Here is a 19,908-nt window from a genome sequence, read left to right as displayed (position 1 = left end):
TCGTGAAGCCAGTGCGGCGATTGTGCCCGTGCAGGCAGTGGGTTGTCTCGATGAGCTTATTCGGTCGCGGGTGCCAGCTGCTCCTTGCAGTAATCGACGAACAGCTGTGCCGGTTTGGTCAGGTGGGCGCGCTTCAGCCAGGCGGCGACCAGGCCGGAGCCGGTGACGTCTTCGACGATGTCCACGCAGACCACCTTGCGTCCGTCGTACGTGGTGTTGCAGTGCGGGCGGGTGACCAGCACGGAGAAGCCGAAACCCTGGCCGACCATGCCGCGCACCATCTCGATCGACGGCGAGCTGAAGACAATGTTCGGCGACAGGCCCAGCTCCTCGAAGATGCTCACGAAGTAGGTGCGGCTGGGCAGCACGTCGAGCAGGATCATCGGCTCCAGCGCCAGGTCGCGCAGCGACACCTCGGCCTGGCCGGCGAAACGGTGGCCCTCCGGCAGCAAGGCATATGGGCGTTGCGGTGGCATCAGCGGGTCGGTCTCGATGGTGCCGTCGAGGTCGTGCTCGTAGAAGATCGCCAGGTCGAAACGGCCGCCGGTCAGGCCCTGGACCAGCTCCTGCTGCTCGCCGTCGTGCAGGCGGATTTCCACGCCGGGGTAGCGCTCGCGGAAGCCGGCGATCAGGCGCGGCAGGTAGAGCGGGGCGACGGTCTCGAAGCAGCCGATGTCGATCTGCCCGGCCACCACGTCGTTGTCGGCCAGGGCGTTCTGCTCGAACTCCTTGGCCATGCGCAGCAGTTCCTGGGCCTTGCGGTAGAAGCGCGCGCCGCCGGGGGTGAGGGATACGCCCTGGGCGTGGTGGCGGATCAGCAACTGCACGCCGAAGCTTTCTTCCAGGCCCTTGATGGCGGTGGAGATGGAAGGCTGGGCGATGTACAGCTTGCGCGACGCCTCGGCGACGCTGCCACATTCCACGGTGGTGACGAAGTACTTCAACTGACGCAGGGTATAAGCGGCCACGCAAACCTCGGACGATCTCGTTATGCGCCCACCATAGCCGCAGGTGCATAACGGCGAATGAGCATTTTGCTCGGCAGCGACGATATTTTTGCTCGCGCCGGGCTGCCAAGTGAGTGCGTATGCTTCTTGCAAGAGCCGTGCTCGACTTACCGTTGGAGACTTCCTTCATGCGCCTGGCTCTCTGGCAGACCCAAGGTTTTCCCGCCGACATCGACGCCAACCTGGCGGCTCTCTATATCCAGCTGCGCGCCGCTGCCGCCGCCGGTGCGCAACTGCTGTTGTGCCCGGAGCTGTGGCTCGGCGGCTATCACGTGCCCGAGGACATGGCCGGGCTCGCCGAGGCGGCCGATGGCCTGGCGGCGCAACGCATTGCCGCGCTCTGCCAGGCGCATGGGGTGGCGGTCTGCTATGGCTACGCCGAGCGCCATCCGGAGGGCGGCAAACCCTACAACGCGGTGCAGGTGATCGATGCCCACGGGCTGCGCGTGGCGCACTACCGCAAGACGCATCTGTTCGGGCCGATGGAGCGCGAGCTGTTCAGCCCTGGCGAGCGACTGGAGGCGCCGTTCGAGCTCAATGGCTGGCGCGTCGCATTGCTGGTCTGCTTCGACGTGGAGTTCCCCGAGGCGGTGCGCACGCATGCCCTGGCCGGGGCGAGCTGGTGCTGATTCCCACCGCGCTGACCCCGGAGTACCGCGCGGTGCCGGAGCTGATCGTGCCGACCCGCGCGGTGGAGAATCAGCTGTTCGTCGCCTACTGCAACCACAGCGGCGTGGAGAACGGCCTGCCCTTTCTCGGCGGCTCCTGCGTGGCGGCACCGGATGGTCAGCGCCTGGGCGCGGTGGCCGGTGGCGAAGCGCTGCTGCTGGTCTATCTGGACCGCTCGCCACGGGCGCAGTGGCGCGAGACCTTTCCTTATCTGCAGGGGCGGCGGCCCGAGCTGTACGGTGCACTGGTCGACGGCTGAAAGCGCCCACCGGCCGCGCCGAAATGATGCAGCCGTGCCCGTCGAGCAGGCCACTCGCCCGCCACCCTGCGCTACACACGAATCCTCTCCTTGGAGCATGCCGCCCAGGCCGTCCGTGGCCTGGGCGATGATCCCGGCGCGCCAGGCGCAGTCGCGGTAACGGCCGCGTCAGCGGGCGTGCACAACAAGCCGGCAGGCTGCGCCGTTCTGGTGCGGGCATAACCAGCTTTTTCGTATTGCCCGATGACATTTTTAATAATTTTCCTAACCCCCGCCTTGGGCCACCATCGGTCGCAACAAGCCACAGGATCGGTTCGGGAGAATCAGGGTGCTGCAACTCAACGATTGGCAACGGCGCGCAAGCGAACAGCGTTTCATCGACCAGGCCATCATCGGCGGTCGTCGTGTCGCCGCAGCCTCCGGCGCCACCTTTGCCTCCATCGACCCGGCCACTGGCCGCCTGCTGGCCAATGTCGCCGCCTGCGGTGAGGCCGAGGTCGACCTGGCGGTACGTGCCGCCCGTGACAGCTTCGAGTCCGGCGTGTGGTCACGCTGCGCCCCGCGTGAGCGCCAGCAGAAGCTGCTGCGCCTGGCCGAGCTGATCCTGGCCAACCGTGACGAACTGGCCCTGCTCGACTCGCTGAACATGGGCAAGCCGGTGATGGACGCCTGGAACATCGACGTGCCCGGCGCCGCTGGCGTGTTCCGCTGGTACGCCGAGAGCATCGACAAACTCTACGACCAGGTCGCGCCGACCGCGCCGGATGCTCTTGCCACCATCACCCGCGAAGCGCTCGGCGTAGTCGCTGCCGTGGTGCCGTGGAACTTCCCGCTGGATATGGCCGCCTGGAAGCTGGCCCCGGCCCTGGCCGCCGGCAACTCGGTGGTGCTCAAGCCCGCCGAGCAGTCGCCGTTCTCCGCCCTGCGCCTGGCCGAACTGGCCCTCGAAGCCGGCATCCCGGAAGGCGTGTTCAACGTGGTGCCCGGTCTCGGCGAGAGCGCCGGCAAGGCCCTGGGCCTGCACATGGACGTCGACTGCCTGGCCTTCACCGGCTCCACCGAAGTCGGCAAATACTTCATGGGCTACTCGGCGCAGTCCAACCTCAAGCAGGTCTGGCTGGAGTGCGGCGGCAAGAGCGCCAACCTGGTGTTCGCCGACTGCCAGGACCTTGATCTGGCGGCGAGCAAGGCTGCCTTCGGCATCTTCTTCAATCAGGGCGAAGTGTGCTCGGCCAACTCGCGCCTGCTGGTGCAGCGTTCGATCCACGACGAGTTCGTCGAGCGCCTGCAGGCCAAGGCCCGCGACTGGCAGCCGGGCGATCCGCTGGACCCGGCCAGCCGCGCTGGCGCCATCGTCGACACGCGGCAGACCGCGCGGGTCATGGGCTTCATTCGTTGCGCCCAGGACGAGGGCGCGAGCCTGGTCTGCGGCGGCAAGCAACTGAGCTTCAACGGCTCGGACAACTTCGTCGCGCCGACCATTTTCACCGGCGTGACCGCCGACAGCCGCCTGGCCCGCGAAGAAGTGTTCGGCCCGGTACTCGCCGTGCTGCCGTTCGACTCCGAGGACGAAGCCGTGGCCCTGGCCAACGACAGCATCTACGGCCTGGCCGCCTCGCTGTGGAGCGACGACCTCAACCGCGCCCATCGCGTGGCTCGTCGTTTGCGTGCCGGTACCGTGTCGGTCAACACCGTCGATGCCCTCGACCCCTGCACCCCTTTTGGTGGCGGCAAGCAATCCGGCTTCGGCCGCGATCTGTCGCTGCACTCGTTCGACAAATACACCCAGCTCAAAACCACCTGGTTCCAGCTGCGTTGAGAGGTGATGGAAATTCTACCGCGCTCGAAATCTCGTGCCCCTGCGCTGCTCGCAATCCTCATGCACGCCAGTGCACTGCGGTTCCTGCGCTGCGGCGGAACACGACCTTTCTTCGCTCGCGACGAATTTCTTCATCACCTCTGACTATTAGAAAGACTTAGCGGAGACTTTGCGATGACTGCCCAGAAACACACCACCAAGGAATACCAGGCGCTGGATGCGGCCCACCACATCCATGCCTTCCTCGACCAGAAGGCGCTCAACGAGAAGGGCGCTCTGGTGATTGCCAAGGGCCAGGGCCTGAACCTGTGGGACACCGAGGGCAAGCGCTACCTCGACGGCATGTCCGGCCTGTGGTGCACCGCGCTGGGCTACGGCCGCGAAGACCTGAACGCCGCAGCCACCCGCCAGCTGGCCGAGCTGCCGTACTACAACCTGTTCTTCCACACCACGCACCCACGCGTGGTCGAGCTGTCCGAGCTGCTCTTCAGCCTGCTGCCCAAGCACTACAGCCACGCCATCTACACCAACTCCGGTTCCGAGGCCAACGAGGTGCTGATTCGCGCCGTGCGCCGCTACTGGCAGGTGGTCGGCAAGCCGCAGAAGAAGATCATGATCGGCCGCTGGAACGGCTACCACGGCTCCACCCTGGGCAGCACCGCGCTCGGCGGCATGGGTTTCATGCACGAGATGGGCGGCATGCTGCCGGACTTCGCCCACATCGGTGAGCCGTACTACTTCGCCGAGGGTGGCGAGTTGTCCGAAGAGGCCTTCGGCCTCAAGGCGGCCCGCGAGCTGGAAGCGAAGATCCTCGAACTGGGCGCCGAGAACGTCGCCGCCTTCGTCGCCGAGCCGTTCCAGGGCGCCGGCGGCATGATCTTCCCGCCGGCCAGCTACTGGGCCGAGGTGCAGCGCATCTGCCGCCAATACGACGTGCTGCTCTGTGCCGATGAAGTGATCGGCGGCTTCGGCCGCACCGGCGAGTGGTTCGCCCACCAGCACTTCGGTTTCGAGCCGGACACCCTGACCATCGCCAAGGGCCTCACCTCGGGCTACATCCCCATGGGCGGCCTGGTGCTCGGCAAGCGCATCGCCGACGCGCTGGTGCAGGAGGGCGGCGTGTTTGCCCACGGCCTGACCTACGCCGGCCACCCGGTGGCTGCTGCGGTGGCCATCGCCAACCTCACCGCGTTGCGCGACGAAGGCATCGTCAGCCGGGTGAAGAACGACACCGGCCCCTACCTGCAGCAGCTGCTGCGCGAGACCTTTGCCAATCACCCGTTGATCGGTGATGTGCAGGGCACCGGCCTGGTCGCCGCGCTGCAGTTCGCCGAGGACAAGGGCAGCCGCAAGCGCTTCGCCAACGAAAACGACATCGCCTGGCACTGCCGCACCGTCGGCTTCGACGAGGGCCTGATCATTCGCTCCACCCTCGGCCGGATGATCATGGCGCCGGCCCTGGTCGCTAGCCATGCCGAACTGGACGAGCTGGTGGAGAAAACCCGCCGCGCGGTGGACCGCACCGGGCGCGAGCTGAACCTGCTGTAACGCCACATCCGCTGTACGTCAGAAACGCCCCGCAGAGGGCACTGAAACGAAGAGAGCCGCCGGCCGTTTGCGGGCCGGCGTGGGGAAGCCTTTGGCCTCTGGCCGGCCCTGCCACATACACATCGACCAACGACGCCGTCAGGCTGTGGAGAGCTCCATGATCAAGACCTTGCGCACCACGTTCACCCGTACCGCCATCGGCGCCGGCCTGGCCCTGAGCCTGGCGGCCACCGCCCAGGCCGGCAGCCTGACCCTCGGTCACACCACCTGGGTCGGCTACGGCACCCTGTACCTGGCCCGCGATCTTGGCTACTTCAAGGAGCAGGGCCTGGACGTCGACTTCACCGTGATCGAGGAGTCGGCCATGTACATGGCGGCCCAGGCCTCCGGCAAGCTGTCCGGCTCGGCATCGACCATCGACGAGATCCTCAAGTACCGCTCCAAGGATTTCTGCTTCAAGGCGGTGGCCGCGCTCGACGAATCCCACGGCGGCGACGGCGTGCTGGTGGGCAAGGACGTGACCAGCCTGGACCAGCTCAAGGGCAAGGCCGTGGCGGTCAACGAAGGCTCGGTGTCGCAGTTCTGGCTGAGCTACCTGCTCAAGCAGAAGGGCATGAGCATGAGCGACCTGGAAATCCAGAACATGACCGCTGACGACGCGGCCACCGCCTTCATCGCCGGCCGCGTACCGGCGGCGGTGACCTGGGAGCCGCACCTGTCGCTGGTCAAGGCCAAGGGCCAGGGCAAGGTACTGATCGACTCCAGCGAGACCCCCGGTGTGATCGTCGACGTGGTGGCGCTGTCCTGCGACGTGATCGAGAAGCAGCCGGAGGATGTGAAGGCGCTGGTCGCCGGCCTGTACAAGGCGGTCGAGTACACCAAGACCCACCCGCAGGAGGCCTACGCGATCATGGCCAAGGGCGTCGGCGGCTACCTGTCCGATCCCAAGGACCTGGCTGAAGCGGCCAAGGGCGTGAAGTTCTACGACCAGGCCATGAGCGAGAAGCTGCTCGGCACCCCGGGCAAGCCGGGTGACATCGCCGGCATCATCAGCCTGGCCAACGAGACCTGGACCCAGCTACAGGGCAAGACCTACAACGTCGCCTACGACGAGCTGGTCGACCCGTCCTTCGTCACACCGTAAGGCCCATCGGGAGCGGCTGCGCGCCGCTCCCGTCGTTCAATCTTCGCGTCGAGAGGTGGCAGCATGGCCACGCAAAAATCCTGGGTGCAGCGTTGCCTGACGCCCAAGGTCGACCTGCCGAACCGCCTGATCATCGGCGCCAGTACCCTGTGCTGGCTGCTGGTGCTCGGCCTGTGGGCCGGACTTTCCTATGGCGGCGTGGTGCCGGCGATGTTCCTGCCGACACCGGGCGACGTGGTCGCCGCCGCCGTACGCCTGGGGGGCGATGGCACCCTGGGCAAGCATGTGCTGGCCAGCATCGAAGTGGTGCTGATCGGCTTTCTGGTTTCATCCCTGGTCTCGGTGCCGCTGGGCCTGCTGATGGGCAGCTTCCGCATCGTCCAGGCGCTGCTCGAACCGCTGGTCAACTTCGTCCGCTACCTGCCGGTGACCTCGTTCGTGCCGCTGTTCATCCTGTGGATCGGCATCGGCCTGGAACAGCGCGTAGCGGTGATCATCTTCGGCGTGTTCTTCCAGCAGCTGGTGATGATTGCCGACGTCTCCAAGGGCGTGTCCAAGGACCTGATCAACGCCAGCTACACCCTCGGCGCCACACGCCGTGATGTGGTCCTGCACGTGCTCGGCCCGGCCTCGCTGCCCGGCGTGCTCGACACTCTGCGCGTGACCATGGGTTGGGCCTGGACCTACCTGGTGGTGGCCGAGCTGGTCGCAGCCAGCAGTGGCCTCGGTTACATCAGCCTCAAGGCCATGCGCGGTTTCCAGGTCGACGTGATCTTCCTCGCCATCGCCATCATCGGCCTGCTCGGACTGGTCACCGATCAACTGTTCCGTCTGCTTCGACTGAGGATTGCCGCATGGGCGCAGTAGCCAGCAAACCCTACATCATGCCGTCGCTCAGCGAGTACGCCGACGTGCCGGCACGCCTGCGCGTGGAAGAGGTCAGCCTGCGCTATCGCTCGCCCAACGGCGAGACCTTCACCGCGCTGGACAAGGTTTCCTTCGAGGTGCCGGACCAGCAGTTCGCGGTCATCGTCGGCCCGTCCGGCTGCGGCAAGTCGAGCCTGCTGTACCTCACCGCCGGCCTCGCCGAGCCGAGTGACGGCGCGATCTACGTCGGCGGGCAGAAGGTCGACGGGCCGGGTGCCGACCGCGGCATGGTGTTCCAGGGCTACACCCTGTTCCCCTGGCTGACGGTGCGCCAGAACATCGAGTTCGGCCTCAAGCGTCGCGGCCTGCCGCAGGACGAGATCCGCACCATCGTTGAGTTCTACCTGGGCGAAGTGGGCCTGGCCAAGTTCGCCGAGCATTACCCCAAGCAGCTCTCCGGCGGCATGATGCAGCGCGTGGCGATTGCCCGCGCGCTGGCCAACGATCCGCAGATCCTGCTGATGGACGAGCCCTTCGGCGCGCTGGACAGCCAGACCCGGCTGCAGATGCAGCAACTGCTGCTGCAGGTGTGGGGCAACAGCAAGAAGACCGTGGTGTTCGTCACCCATGACATCGACGAGGCCATCCTGCTCGCCGACCGCATCTACGTGATGGGAGCGCGGCCGGGACGGATCAAGGAGATTCTCGAGGTGCCGATCGATCGCCCGCGCAGCCTGGACGTGGTGATGGAGCCGGAGTTCATCCGCATGAAGCGGCACATCCTCGAACTGCTCCACGACGACCTGGAAGAAGTGCACTAAGGCAGGGTGCGCTATGCGCACCACCACGCACCTTGCAAACCGTGCGCATGGCGCACCCTAGGGTTCCTTGAGGCTCGTATGACTGAACCTACCTATGACTACCTGATCGTCGGCGCCGGCTCGGCCGGCTGCGTGCTGGCCAACCGCCTGAGCGCCGACCCGGCGGTGCGCGTGTGCCTGATCGAGGCCGGCGGCAGCGACGCCAGCCCGCGGGTGCAGACCCCGGCCGGCACCATCACCCTGTACAAGAGCAAGGTGTTCAGCTGGAACTACTTTTCCGCGCCGCAGAAGCAGCTGAACAACCGCAGCCTGCACACCCCGCGCGGCAAGGCGCTGGGCGGCTCCAGCGCGATGAACAGCATGATCTACATCCGTGGCGACGCCAGCGACTACGACCGCTGGGAAGCCGCCGGCTGCCCGAACTGGGGCTGGAACGATGTGCTGCCGTACTTCAAGAAGTCCGAGGGCAACCGCCTCGGCCAGTCGCCGGCGTACCACGGCAGCGAAGGTGAGCTGCTGGTGGACAAGCCGCGCGATCCCAACCCGCTGGCCGACATCTACATCCGCGCCGCCGCGCACATCGGCCTGGCGCGCAACGACGACTTCAACGGCGGCACCCTGGAAGGTGTCGGCGTGTACAACGTCACCCAGAAGGACGCCAAGCGCCTCTCCAGTTACCGCGCCTTCGTCCACCCGATACGCAGCCGGGCCAACCTGACCGTGCTTACCGACTGCCAGGTCGGCCGACTGCTGCTCGACGGCAGCCGCGTGACCGGCCTCGAACTGCAACAGGAGGGCGAATGGCAAACCCTGCACTGCACCCGTGAAACCATCCTCTGCGCCGGTGCGCTGGGTTCGCCGCACCTGCTGCTGAACTCGGGCATCGGCCCCAGGGCCGAGCTGGAAGCCGCTGGCGTCGCCTGCAAGATCGACCTGCCAGGTGTCGGCAAGAACCTGCAGGACCATATCGACGGCCTGGTCACCGTGCGCTCGAAGAGCCCGCTGTCGCTGGGTTTCTCCCTCGGCTCGCTGCCCAAGGTGCTGGCCGCGCCGTTCCAGTACCTGGCCAGGCGCATGGGCTGGCTGACCACCAACTACGTCGAGGCCGGCGGCTTCGCCCGCACGCCACTGGCGGAGCAGCTACCGGACGTGCAGATGCACTTCGTGCCCGGCTACCGCAGCCACCGCGGCCGCCTGTTCGAGTGGGGCCACGGCTACGCCATCCATACCTGTGTGCTGCGGCCTAAAAGCATCGGCGAGGTGCGCTTGGGCGTGGGCCGCAGCCTGGAGATCGACTTCAACTTCCTCGCCGACCCCGAGGACGCCAAGGTGCTGATGGAAGGCGTGAGGCTGGCGCGACGCATCCTCGCCCAGCCGGAGTTCGACGCCCTGCGTGGTGCGGAAATGCTGCCCGGCCCGCAGGTGCAGACCGACGAACAGCTGCTGGCGCACCTACGCGATTACGCAGCGACGGTGTTCCACCCGGTCGGCACCTGCAAGATGGGCTGCGACGACATGGCTGTGGTAACTCCGCAGCTGAAGGTGCGTGGTGTCGACAACCTGCGCGTGGCCGATGCCTCGATCATGCCGACGCTGATCAGCGGCAACACCAACGCGCCGTGCATCATGATCGGCGAGCGGGCGGCGGACTTTATTCGCGGCTAGTCGCCTGGCTTGGGCACCGCGGCAGAGCGACTCCTGCTGCGGACGCCGCGCGACTCGAATCCCGATAATCCCTACTAATATTCTCTGGCTTGCGCTTAAGAAAGCGCCGGCAGCGCCGACTATCTAGTCACGCCCTGTCATCAGCCCACGAGCCGCCCCTCATGTTCAACAAGCATCTAAAGCAGGAACTGGAAGCGCTGCGGGAAGAGAACTCCCGTAGCCAGCAGATCAAGGAATCGCTCTACGACGAGATGCTGGTGCTGGAGCTGGACGCGAAGGGCCACATCCAGTTCGCCAACGACAATTTCGTGCGCGAAATGCTCTACCGCCGCGAGGACCTGATCGGCCGCCAGATCGATGGGTTGGTGCCCCAGTCCTTCCGCCAGGAGCCCAACTACCAGAAACTGAAGAACGCCCTGAGCCGCGGCGAACACCTGAACGGTGCCTATCGCCTGCTGCGTGCCGACGGCGAGGAAGCCTGGCTGCGCTCGATCTGGCAGCCGCTGAAAAACAGCCAAGGCATCGTCCAGGGCTTCACCCTGTGCGCCAACGACCTGACCCGCACCATCGAGACGTCCAAGGAGCACGAGGGGCTGATCAACGCGCTGCTGCGTTCCACCGCGGTGATCGAGTTCAACCTGGCCGGCGAAGTGCTGACCGCCAACGACCGTTTCCTCGAGGCCATGGGCTATCGCATCGAGCAGATTCGCGGCAAGCACCACAGCATGTTCTGTGAACCCCAGGAGACCAACTCTGCCGGCTATCGCGAGTTCTGGGCCGAGCTCAACCGCGGCAAGTTCATCGCGCACCGCTTCAAACGGGTCGACGCCTACGGTCGGGCGGTCTGGCTGGAGGCCTCCTACAACCCGGTGCACGATGCCCACGACAAGCTGTACAAGGTGGTCAAGTTCGCCACGGTGATCACCGACCAGGTAAACCGCGAGGAGGAGGTCGCCGCCGCGGCGAGCATCGCCTACAGCACCTCGCAGCAGACCGACGCCACCGCGCAAAAGGGCGCCAGCGTGGTCAGTCAGACGGTCGCGGTGATGCACCGCATCGCCCAGCAGGTGCAGGAGGCGGCCGAAGGCATCGAGGCACTGGACAAGCAGTCCCAGCTGATCAGCACGATCATCAAGACCATCAGCGGTATCGCCGCGCAGACCAACCTGCTGGCGCTCAACGCGGCCATCGAGGCGGCGCGGGCCGGTGAGCAGGGCCGCGGCTTCGCCGTGGTCGCCGACGAGGTGCGCCAGCTGGCCGGGCGGACCAGCCAGGCGGCGGAAGAGATCGTCGAGGTGGTGCAGAAGAACCAGAGCCTGGCGCAGAGCGCGGTGGGTAGCATGGGCAGCAGCCGCGAACTGGCGGAACAGGGCCTGGGCCTGGCCAACGAGGCCGGCGAGGTGATCGTCGACATTCAGGACGGCGCCCAGCGCGTGGTCAGCGCGGTCGGCCAGTTCGCCAACCAGTTGAAGACCTGAAACCGGCCTGATGGCCGCCCGCAACGGCGGCCACGGGCAGGGCGATCACGCCGCGTGACGCTCGCGTCAGCGCGCGTGCTCCTCGCCACGCAAGGTCAGGACATCGACCCCATCACGCGACACCGCAACGGTGTGCTCGAACTGCGCGGAAAGCTTTCCATCCAGGGTCACGACGGTCCAGCCATCGGCCAGGGTTTCGACACCGGCGCGGCCCTGGTTGAGCATCGGCTCGATGGTGAAGACCATGCCTTCTTCGAGCCGCAGCCCGCGCCCCGGCTTGCCGAAATGCAGGACCTGCGGCGCTTCGTGCATCTCGCGACCGATGCCGTGGCCGCAGTATTCCCTGACCACCGAATAGCCGTGCCGCCGGGCGTGGCGTTCGATGGCATGGCCGACATCGCCCAGGGTGGCGCCCGGTTTCACCGCGCGGATGCCCTGCCACATGGCCTCGTAGGTGACGTCCACCAGGCGCCTGGCCGCCGGCTCGACCGCGCCGATCAGGTAGGTCTTGCTCGAGTCGGCGATGAAGCCGTTCTTCTCCAGGGTGATGTCGAAGTTGACGATGTCGCCCTCCGCGAGCATTTCCCGGGCAGAGGGCACGCCATGGCACACCACCTGGTTGCGCGAGGCGTTGAGCACGTAGGCAAAGCCGTACTGGCCCTTGCTCGCCGGCCTGGCCTGCAGCTTGTCGGTGATGAAGCGCTCGATGCGGTCATTCACCGCCAGGGTCGACATGCCCAGCAGCGGCAGTGAATCCAGGTAGGCGAACACGCTGGCGAGCAGCCGACCGGACTCCGCCAGGTAGGCCAGTTCATCCGGCCCCTTGATCAACTCGCGGCCTCGTAGGCAGGGGCGGCTACACCGGCGACCTGCAGTTCGCGCACGATGATTTCGTTGAAGCTCAGGGTCGGATTGAGCTCGCAGAGCCGGCCGATCTTCATCCAGAACGCCGCCTGGGCGTTGATCGAACGGCAGGACACGGCGCTGGCGCGACGGGCCTGGTCGTGCAGCTCGTCGTCGAGGTTGATGATGCCCACGGGTAATCCTCATAGATATGAATCGATACGTAACGTATATGGATCATATGCTTTCGTGGGGCGGACATTCAACGTCGGCTGACCGTGGGTGCGCGGCAGCCTCGAGCCGAGCGCAGCGACACGCTGGCGCTGCGGCTTCCGCTGATCGGTTCTTTGCTCAGGGCACGGGCCTGGGACCAGCCGGCTGCACCGCGTAGAACGCGGTATGCGGCGTCGCTAGCGGTTCAGCTCGTAGGCGCACATGTTGACCGTCGTGGCCAGGTTCAGCGACTCGATGGCGCCGCAACCGGCAATCGTGAAGGGCTGCGCGCCCAGGGCGAGCAGTTGCTCGCGGGGTACGCCGCGGGCCTCGTTGCCGAACAGGTAGCAATCGATGGCCTTGAAACCGGCGGACTGCACCGGCTCGCCCTGCATGTCCAGGCAGGCGATACGCGGGAAGCGCGCGCCTAGGGACTCCAGCTCGACATCCAGCTCCAGCGGCGCATGAAAGATCGCGCCCATGCTGGCGCGCACGACCTTGGGGTTGTACGGGTCGACGCTGCCGGGGCTGAGCAGGCAGCGGAAATTGCCGAACCAGGCCAGCGTGCGCAGGATGGTGCCGAGGTTGCCCGGGTCCTGGATCTCGTGCAGGTAGATGGCGCGTTCGTTGGCCACGGCCGGCGCGGCGGTGGCCGGCATCGGCACCACGGCGATGATGCCCTGCGGCGTCTGCGTATCGGCAATCTGCGCCATCTGCCGGTCGCTGATCACCTGGGTCTTGAACGGGCTTTGCCAGTGCTCGTAGGCGTTGGTCACGTACAGCTCGCTGCGCTGCAGCTGCGGGTTGTGCAACGCCGCCTTTTGCAGCTCCAGCAGGAGGTGCTCGCCCTCTACCAGGAAATGACCGAACTCGGCCCGGTACTTCTTCTGCTGCAGCTTCTTGATGTCGTCGAGTTTCATCGATACGCCGCTCAGTGGCTCAGCTCGGACAGCATCGACTTGGCCAGCGCCTCGGCGACCTTGATCCCGTCCACTCCCGCCGAGAGGATGCCGCCGGCATAGCCGGCGCCTTCACCGGCCGGATACAGGCCGCGCAGGTTGAGGCTCTGCAGCGTCTCGTGGTCGCGGGTGATGCGCACCGGCGAGGAGGTGCGGGTCTCGATGCCGGTGAGCACCGCGTCGTCGCGGTCGAAGCCGCGCAGCTGCCGGCCGAACGCCGGCAGCGCCTCGCGGATGGCCTCGATGGCGTAGTCCGGCAGCGAGGGCGCCAGGTCGCCCAGGCGCACGCCGGGCTTGTAGGAGGGTTCCACCTCGCCGAACTCGCTCGACGGCACGCCGCGAATGAAGTCGCCGACCAGTTGTGCGGGGGCGCAGTAGTCACTGCCGCCCAGTTCGTAGGCGCGCGATTCCAGGCGCTCCTGGAACTCCACGCCGGCCAGCGGGCCGCCGGGAAAATCCTGCTCCGGGTTGATGCCGACGACGATGCCGGCATTCGCGTTGCGTTCGTTGCGCGAGTACTGGCTCATGCCATTGGTGACCACGCGCTCCGGTTCGGAGGTGGCTGCGACCACGGTGCCGCCGGGGCACATGCAGAAGCTGTAGACCGCGCGGCCGTTCTTGGCGTGATGCACCAGCTTGTAGTCGGCGGCGCCCAGCTCCGGGTGGCCGGCGTACTTGCCCAGGCGCGCCTCGTCGATCAGACCCTGCGGGTGTTCGATACGAAAGCCCACGGCAAACGGCTTGGCCTCGATGAACACGCCCAGGCGGTGCAGCATGCGGAAGGTATCGCGCGAGCTGTGACCCAGCGCCAGCACCACATGGCGGCTGTGCAGGGTTTCGCCGCTGGCCAGGACCACGCCCTCGAGCTGGCCGTCATTGATCAGCAGGTCGGTGACCTTGCTCTCGAAACGCACCTCGCCGCCGAGGGCGATGATCTCCTCGCGCATCGCGGCGACCACGCCGGTGAGGCGGAAGGTGCCGATATGCGGCTTGCTCACGTACATGATCTCTTCCGGCGCACCGGCGCGGACGAACTCATGCACCACCTTGCGCGCGTAGAACTTGGGATCCTTGATCTGGCTGTACAGCTTGCCGTCGGAGAACAGGCCGGCACCGCCTTCACCGAACTGCACGTTGGATTCCGGGGTCAGGACCTTCTTGCGCCACAGCGCCCAGGTGTCCTTGGTGCGGCTGCGGACATCCTTGCCGCGCTCCAGCACGATGGGCTTGAAGCCCATCTGCGCGAGCAGCAGCGCGGCGAACAGGCCGCAGGGGCCGAAGCCCACCACCAGCGGCCGCTCGCGCAGCTCGGCCGGCGCCTGACCCACGGGGTAGTAGGCGGTGTCCGGGGCGGTACGTACGTTGTGGTCGTCGGCAAAGCGCGCCAGGATCGCCGCCTCGTCGCGCACCTCCAGGTCGATGATGTAGATGAACAGGATGACGCTGTTCTTCTTGCGGGCATCGTAGCTGCGCTTGAATACGGTGAAGTTCAGCAGGTCGGCGTCGCTGAGGTTCAGGCGTTTGACGATGGCCGCGCGCAATTCATCGGCGGAGTGATCGAGGGGCAGAGACAGTTCGTTGATGCGAATCATGGCGGTAATCCTGGCCGGTGACTCCGGCAAAGGAAGCAACAGAAGGGTGGGGTAGGGCGCCAATTGTAGCCGTCCGTGCCTGCCCCTGTCAGGCCCGGCCCGCTGGCGCTGTGCAGGCTGGCGTGAGGCTCGGTGCCGCACCTGCCCTGGCGCGCCGATTTAACCTGCGCGGTGTTATCGGCCTATAATCGCCGCTACTTCGCGGCCAACAGCGTCTCCCCTGTGCCGCTTCCCACCTTGATTTTCCGTGGTTGGCTCTCTCATGAAACGATCCAAAAGCAGCCGCCGCTGGCTGGACGAACACGTCAACGACCCGTACGTGAAACAGGCCCAGAAGGACGGTTTGCGCTCGCGCTCCAGCTACAAGCTGATCGAGCTGAACGAGAAGGACAAGCTGATCCGCCCTGGCATGCTGATCATGGACCTGGGTTCTGCCCCGGGTGGCTGGTCGCAGGTGGCCGGCCGGCTCGTCGGCGAAAAAGGGCGTGTCGTGGCCACCGACATCCTGCCGATGGACCCGCTGGACAACGTCGACTTCATTCAGGGCGACTTCACCGAAGATGCGGTGTTCCAGCAACTGCTCAACCAGCTCGATGGCAGGCAGCCCGACCTGATCGTCTCCGACATCGCGCCCAACCTCAGTGGCGTCGCGGTTGCCGACCAGGCCTCCTCGATGTACCTGGTCGAACTCACCCTCGACATGGTCCGCAAGGTGCTCAAGCCTGGCGGCAACTATGTGGTCAAGGTGTTCCAGGGCGAGGGTTCTGACGAGTTTCTGCGCGATGTGCGCACCTCGTTCGACAAGGTGGTGGTGCGCAAACCCGCCGCCTCGCGCCCGCGCTCGAACGAGGTGTACCTGATGGCGAAGGGCTTCAAGGGCTGACAGCCGCGCCGGCGCCACGCGTACCGTGGGCAAGGTGGAAGGACGCTGCACCATAGGCGAGGACGCGACGCGATGCGCTTCCTCGTCCGTGCAAATCATCCCTAGATGAAGGACTGCCGCGCCGCGCCGCGCGGGAGGCGGTTGCGTCCTGGCAGCTGCGCCAGGCGTTGCTGCCACTCGGCCCGTGGGCTCAGCGTTGAGGTCGGTTTGCAGGCTTCGGCGGGTACGGCCGCGGCCTTGGCGGCTTTTGCCGCTGCACGCAGTTCGGCGAGGCTCGGTGTCTTGCGTGCCGGTTCATGGGCCTGCTTTTCAACGCTGCGCAGGCAGAGCTTGCACGAAACCTGCGTGACATCCGCGGTGCTCTCCAGGCTCGATCCTGTGCGCCCACATGCCACGTTTTCCGGGGTGGCGGAGTAGTGAATGGCCAACGTGTTGTCTCCTGCTTTTTTGGGGCGCGGGATTCTACACAGTCATTCGGGCAGGGTGGTATAGGTCCGCGGTACCGGCGCTGTCATCGGCAAACACCTGAACCTGCCCTCGGTCTTTCGAGCTGCCGCTTCCGCTCGGTGGTGTATCCGCGGTCGTTGTGGTCAGCCATTGAGGCCTGCGGATCGACGCGCCGCTAGGCCGTTGGAATGGTTCCGCCGTCGATGACGAACTCGCTTCCGGTGATGGACGCGGCGCGGGGCGAAGCCAGGACGGCTCGGCGGGTGGAGAGGGCCGGCAGTGCTGCCGGCCCGTTGTGCCTCAATCCAGTTCGATGTTGAGCAGGCGTTTGCACTGGTTGCCGGCGTGCATGTCCCGCTCCAGTTCACCACCCTGGGGCCAGGAGCGCGGGTAGGAGATCTTCAGGATGTTCAGGTCGGGCACCAGGTAGTGGTGCACGTGCTCCGGGTCGGCGCTGTAGAGCTCGGCGAATACGCTGGGCGAGAGCTTCTCGGTCTTGGCGTACTTGCTGAAGTTCTCCTTGCTGTTGAAGAAGATGTCCACGGTGACCCAGAAAGGGCCGGCGTTCTTCGAGCGGACATGACGGCTGACGTCTTTGAGGGTGGCCATTAGACGGACTCCACGTGGTTGGACAGATCGACCCATTGGCTGCGTACCAGCTCGAAGCCGTCGTCGGTTTCCACGACGTGGTTGAGCTTGAATTCGTACACGGCGCCGCGTTCCAGTTCGGCAGGGGAGAAGGGGAAGCCGTGGCTCGGCAGTTCGCGATTGCGCTCCAGCGGCCAGTGGAAGAACCACGGGTTGCAGGTCTTGGCGATGCGCGTGGCCAGCGCCTGGGTGGCGGCAGTGGCGACGAACAGGATGCCGACCTCCAGTGGTGGCGGCGTGCCTGCCGGACGCTGCATGCCGGAAACGGCGTTCCAGCCGTAGACACGCAGCGAGATGTGGAAATCGCCGGCCTCGGCGCCCAGCACCGCGTGCACGCGGCCGGTGAGTGCGGCGTGCATGCGGTCGTGGAATTCGTCGATGCGGCCGAGGATTTCCGGGTCTTCGATGCCGATCAGCATCAGCGTCTGATAACGCCCGGCGGCGGCGCCTTCGAGCTTCATGGTGTAGGGCTTTTCGATCCAGCGTGAACCGGTGACGCGCACCACGCGCTCGTCCTTCTGCACGTACTGGGCGTCGGTGACGTCGAGCACGCCGCCCGGCTCGGTGAGCAGGAACGGGTTGGAGTTCTCGTAGAGCATGTGCGCACACACGGTCTCCGGTGCGCAGCTGTTGTTCGGCTGCAGCGGTTCGACCTCGAAGCCGTCGGCGTCGATGGAGATCAGGATGCCGTTGCCGTTGGTGGGGTCGACGGTGCACTGCGCGCCACACTCGGCGATCTTCGCCGCGTGCCAGGCCGGGCCGGCCGGTGCGCCCTTGAGCAGGGCGTAGGAGGCGATCACCGCGGTGTCGGTGGTGCGCCCGCCGAGGACGATGTCGGCGCCGTCACGCAGTGCGGCGATGTACGGCTCTACGCCCATGGAGGCGACGATGTGCTCGCAGGAGTCGATCAGCTCGTCGGTGATCGGGCCGAGCGGCGGCAGCTCTTTGATCTTGCCGGCGGCGTGCTTGGCTTTCAGGGTGGCTTTGTCCTGCTCGCAATAGAGCACGGCGATCTTCGGCGTCAGGCCGTTCTCGCGGGCGATCTCCAGGGCGATGTCGCGCATCCAGTTGAGCCCGGCGTCGCTACCGGACTGGCCGCAGGAGCCGATGATCAGCGGGATCTTCGCTTCGGCCTGGGCCTTCATGAGGATCGCCAGTTCCTGCTTGATGGTGGCGCGCGGGTACTTGCCGACGCCCTGGATCATGTAGGCCGCACCGCTGTCGGTCGAGCCGGCATCGCTGGCGATGGCCTGGGCGCCGAGGGCGATGCCGAGGCGGATTTCCTCCTCGCGGATGCCGGTGCCTATCGATCCGCACGGGATCAGAATCTTGACTGGGTTTTCCATGGTCTTCCTAAGCCTCTGCACGTTGACGAGGTTCAACGGCGTGTTGTTGGTCTTGTTGTTCTCCGCGACGACATGCTTCGCGGGCATCCCTGGGCCGCATGACGCATATATGTATTTATCTGTACATGTATACGTTTATTGCGTGGATTAAACATACATTCGGCATTTGTTCATGTAAATCTGTACGGATTTCGTCCATCTTTGTGCGCGGCGGCTTGGTCTGGGTGCCGCGCGCGCGGTTGAAAAAAAGCCGCCCAAAGGGCGGCAAAGGTCTCTAGCGGGGCGTCGATGACAGGGGGGCTAGAGAGGCGGAGCCAGCGTGAAACGGGCCTGGCATGCTCAGCGGATACCCATCGCGCGCAGGGCTGCGGGGGTGAAGTCCGACGTCTTGGCCTTGAAGCCGAACCGGTAGGCGTTCTTCACCTTGTTGAACATGTAGTTGCCCAGGTAACGACCGGAGATCAGGTCGTAGGTCAGCTCGCCGGCGGAGATCTGCGTCTGCACGTCATACAGCGGCAGGATGTGGTTCTCCGACACGCGCCAGAGGTTGCCGCGGGCGTCGTAGTGGTCGGCCTCGACGATGGTCCAGCTGTCTTCGTCGATGAACAGGTGGCGCTTGGAGTAGACGTGGCGCTGGCCTTCCTTGAGCGTGCCGATGATTTCCCAGACCCGGTGCAGCTCGTAGCGGGTCTTGTCCTGGTTGAGATGCCCAGGGGTGATCAGCTCGTCATAGCTGTTGCTCGGGTCGGCCAGGCGGAAGCTGTTGTAGGGCACGTACAGCTCGCGCTTGCCCACCAGTTGCCAGTCGTAGCGGTCCGGCGAGCCGTTGAACATGTCGGTCTGGTCGGTGGTGCGCAGGTTGCCCGGGCCGGGGCTGTCGTAGGCGACCTGCGGGGCGCGACGTACGCGGCGCTGGCCGGAGTTGTACTGCCAGGCCATGCGCGGTTCCTTGACCTGGTTGAGGGTCTCGTGGACCAGCAGCACGCCGCCGACATCACGCGCCGGCGCGATGTTCTCGGAGGTGAAGTAGTAGAGGATGTTCTTCGACTTGCTCGGGTCGTAGTCCAGCAGCTCCTCGCTGTAGGCCAGGCGGTCGCGCTCGGTCTTCCACGAGTAGTCGCCGGTGGGCGTGGTCATGAAGGCCGTGGTCTCGCGGGTGAAGCTGCCGCCGCGGTAGCGGGTGATGTGGTTCCACAGCACCTCGAGGCCGTTCTGCGGCACCGGGAAGGCCAGCGGGCTGGTGTAGTTCTCCAGGCCGTTGCCGCCTTCCACCGTGGTGACGTTCACCGCGTTCTTGCGAATCACCTCGTAGGTCTTCTGCGGCCAGGCCACGCTGCGGTGGCTGGGGTACACGGGAATCTTGTAGCTGTTCGGGTAGCGGGCGAACAGGGCCTGCTGGCCCGGGCTCAACTGGCCCCGGTACTGCTCGAGGTTCTGCGTGGTGATGGTGAACAGCGGCGCTTCGCCAGCGAACGGGTCCGAACGGAAGCCGTCGGTGCTGGTGCCGGCGTCCTTGGCCAGGCCGCCCGTCCACTCGGGAATGCTGCCGGCGGCATTGCCGGCGCGTTCGGCGCCGACCGGGGTCAGGGTGGCGCCCAGCTTGTCGGCCTGGGCGGCGTCCACGGCAGCGAACGCGGGGTTGATCAGCAGTGGCAGGCACAGGGAGAGCGCGCAGCGCGATAGGGTTTTTCTTGTCATTG

Annotated in this window: 19 protein-coding genes and 1 pseudogene; 11 read left to right on the top strand and 9 right to left on the bottom strand. The window is 65.9% G+C overall.

Annotation, left to right across the window (positions count from 1 at the left end; genetic code table 11):
• Window positions 1-56: 56 nt before the first annotated feature.
• Window positions 57-968, bottom strand: coding sequence for a LysR family transcriptional regulator (locus IB229_RS06090; RefSeq protein ID WP_192325955.1), 912 nt, complete (start codon window positions 966-968; stop codon window positions 57-59).
• A gap of 167 nt (window positions 969-1,135) precedes the next feature.
• On the opposite strand from IB229_RS06090, the gene IB229_RS22030 reads away from it, so the two are divergent.
• The 10 genes and pseudogenes from IB229_RS22030 to IB229_RS22190 all read left to right on the top strand — a co-directional run bounded on the left by IB229_RS22030 (window position 1,136) and on the right by IB229_RS22190 (window position 11,277).
• On the top strand, window positions 1,136-1,636 hold the full coding sequence (locus IB229_RS22030; RefSeq protein WP_263864151.1) for a nitrilase-related carbon-nitrogen hydrolase: 501 nt from the start codon (window positions 1,136-1,138) through the stop codon (window positions 1,634-1,636).
• A complete protein-coding gene (locus IB229_RS22025) occupies window positions 1,630-1,935 on the top strand; it encodes a nitrilase-related carbon-nitrogen hydrolase (protein ID WP_318652085.1) in 306 nt (101 codons plus the stop codon). The genes IB229_RS22030 and IB229_RS22025 overlap by 7 nt, the downstream gene beginning before the upstream one ends.
• Window positions 1,936-2,263: 328 nt before the next feature.
• Window positions 2,264-3,754, top strand: a complete 1,491-nt coding sequence (locus tag IB229_RS06080) for an aldehyde dehydrogenase (protein ID WP_192325953.1) — start codon at window positions 2,264-2,266, stop codon at window positions 3,752-3,754.
• Between the two features lie 174 nt (window positions 3,755-3,928).
• On the top strand, window positions 3,929-5,302 hold the full coding sequence (locus tag IB229_RS06075; RefSeq protein ID WP_192325951.1) for an aspartate aminotransferase family protein: 1,374 nt from the start codon (window positions 3,929-3,931) through the stop codon (window positions 5,300-5,302).
• 157 nt (window positions 5,303-5,459) lie between these two features.
• A complete protein-coding gene (locus tag IB229_RS06070; RefSeq protein ID WP_192325949.1) occupies window positions 5,460-6,446 on the top strand; it encodes an ABC transporter substrate-binding protein in 987 nt (328 codons plus the stop codon).
• Between the two features lie 63 nt (window positions 6,447-6,509).
• The gene (locus tag IB229_RS06065; protein ID WP_192325947.1) at window positions 6,510-7,313 is read left to right on the top strand and encodes an ABC transporter permease; all 804 of its coding nucleotides are present in this window, start codon (window positions 6,510-6,512) and stop codon (window positions 7,311-7,313) included.
• The gene (locus tag IB229_RS06060) at window positions 7,301-8,134 is read left to right on the top strand and encodes an ABC transporter ATP-binding protein (RefSeq protein WP_192325945.1); all 834 of its coding nucleotides are present in this window, start codon (window positions 7,301-7,303) and stop codon (window positions 8,132-8,134) included. The genes IB229_RS06065 and IB229_RS06060 overlap by 13 nt, the downstream gene beginning before the upstream one ends.
• Window positions 8,135-8,212: 78 nt before the next feature.
• Window positions 8,213-9,799, top strand: a complete 1,587-nt coding sequence (locus tag IB229_RS06055; RefSeq protein ID WP_192325943.1) for a GMC family oxidoreductase — start codon at window positions 8,213-8,215, stop codon at window positions 9,797-9,799.
• Between the two features lie 161 nt (window positions 9,800-9,960).
• Window positions 9,961-10,737 (top strand): annotated as a pseudogene (locus IB229_RS22195) (PAS domain-containing protein); the annotation flags it as partial.
• On the top strand, window positions 10,717-11,277 hold the full coding sequence (locus IB229_RS22190) for a methyl-accepting chemotaxis protein (RefSeq protein WP_412547787.1): 561 nt from the start codon (window positions 10,717-10,719) through the stop codon (window positions 11,275-11,277). The pseudogene IB229_RS22195 and the gene IB229_RS22190, both read left to right, overlap by 21 nt.
• Window positions 11,278-11,343: 66 nt before the next feature.
• On the opposite strand, the gene map is transcribed toward IB229_RS22190, so the two are convergent.
• From map to IB229_RS06030, 4 genes are all read right to left on the bottom strand, one after another.
• Complete coding sequence (map, locus tag IB229_RS06045) at window positions 11,344-12,108, bottom strand: type I methionyl aminopeptidase (RefSeq protein WP_192325938.1); 765 nt, start codon at window positions 12,106-12,108, stop codon at window positions 11,344-11,346.
• Entirely contained in the window at window positions 12,105-12,314 is a 210-nt protein-coding gene (locus IB229_RS06040) for a ParD-like family protein (protein WP_192325936.1), read from the bottom strand. Before IB229_RS06040 ends, map begins: the two co-directional genes overlap by 4 nt.
• Window positions 12,315-12,530: 216 nt before the next feature.
• On the bottom strand, window positions 12,531-13,253 hold the full coding sequence (locus IB229_RS06035; RefSeq protein ID WP_192325934.1) for a TrmH family RNA methyltransferase: 723 nt from the start codon (window positions 13,251-13,253) through the stop codon (window positions 12,531-12,533).
• An 11-nt stretch (window positions 13,254-13,264) separates the two neighbouring features.
• Window positions 13,265-14,884, bottom strand: coding sequence for an NAD(P)/FAD-dependent oxidoreductase (locus IB229_RS06030; RefSeq protein WP_192325932.1), 1,620 nt, complete (start codon window positions 14,882-14,884; stop codon window positions 13,265-13,267).
• A 262-nt stretch (window positions 14,885-15,146) separates the two neighbouring features.
• Between IB229_RS06030 and rlmE the strand changes: the two genes are divergently transcribed.
• The gene (rlmE, locus tag IB229_RS06025) at window positions 15,147-15,767 is read left to right on the top strand and encodes a 23S rRNA (uridine(2552)-2'-O)-methyltransferase RlmE (RefSeq protein WP_192325930.1); all 621 of its coding nucleotides are present in this window, start codon (window positions 15,147-15,149) and stop codon (window positions 15,765-15,767) included.
• A 101-nt stretch (window positions 15,768-15,868) separates the two neighbouring features.
• Here rlmE and IB229_RS06020 read toward each other — a convergent pair whose 3' ends face one another.
• The 4 genes from IB229_RS06020 to IB229_RS06005 form a co-directional block, all read right to left on the bottom strand.
• The gene (locus IB229_RS06020) at window positions 15,869-16,195 is read right to left on the bottom strand and encodes a hypothetical protein (RefSeq protein WP_192325928.1); all 327 of its coding nucleotides are present in this window, start codon (window positions 16,193-16,195) and stop codon (window positions 15,869-15,871) included.
• A gap of 319 nt (window positions 16,196-16,514) precedes the next feature.
• Complete coding sequence (locus tag IB229_RS06015) at window positions 16,515-16,823, bottom strand: DUF4387 domain-containing protein (protein ID WP_192325926.1); 309 nt, start codon at window positions 16,821-16,823, stop codon at window positions 16,515-16,517.
• Complete coding sequence (locus IB229_RS06010) at window positions 16,823-18,208, bottom strand: acyclic terpene utilization AtuA family protein (protein ID WP_192325924.1); 1,386 nt, start codon at window positions 18,206-18,208, stop codon at window positions 16,823-16,825. The genes IB229_RS06015 and IB229_RS06010 overlap by 1 nt, the downstream gene beginning before the upstream one ends.
• 339 nt (window positions 18,209-18,547) lie before the next feature.
• Entirely contained in the window at window positions 18,548-19,906 is a 1,359-nt protein-coding gene (locus IB229_RS06005; protein ID WP_192325922.1) for a DUF1329 domain-containing protein, read from the bottom strand.
• Window positions 19,907-19,908 lie beyond the last annotated feature (2 nt).

Source organism: Pseudomonas sp. PDM14, assembly GCF_014851905.1.
Lineage (GTDB): Bacteria > Pseudomonadota > Gammaproteobacteria > Pseudomonadales > Pseudomonadaceae > Aquipseudomonas.
This window is presented reverse-complemented; position numbering and strand designations above follow the sequence as displayed.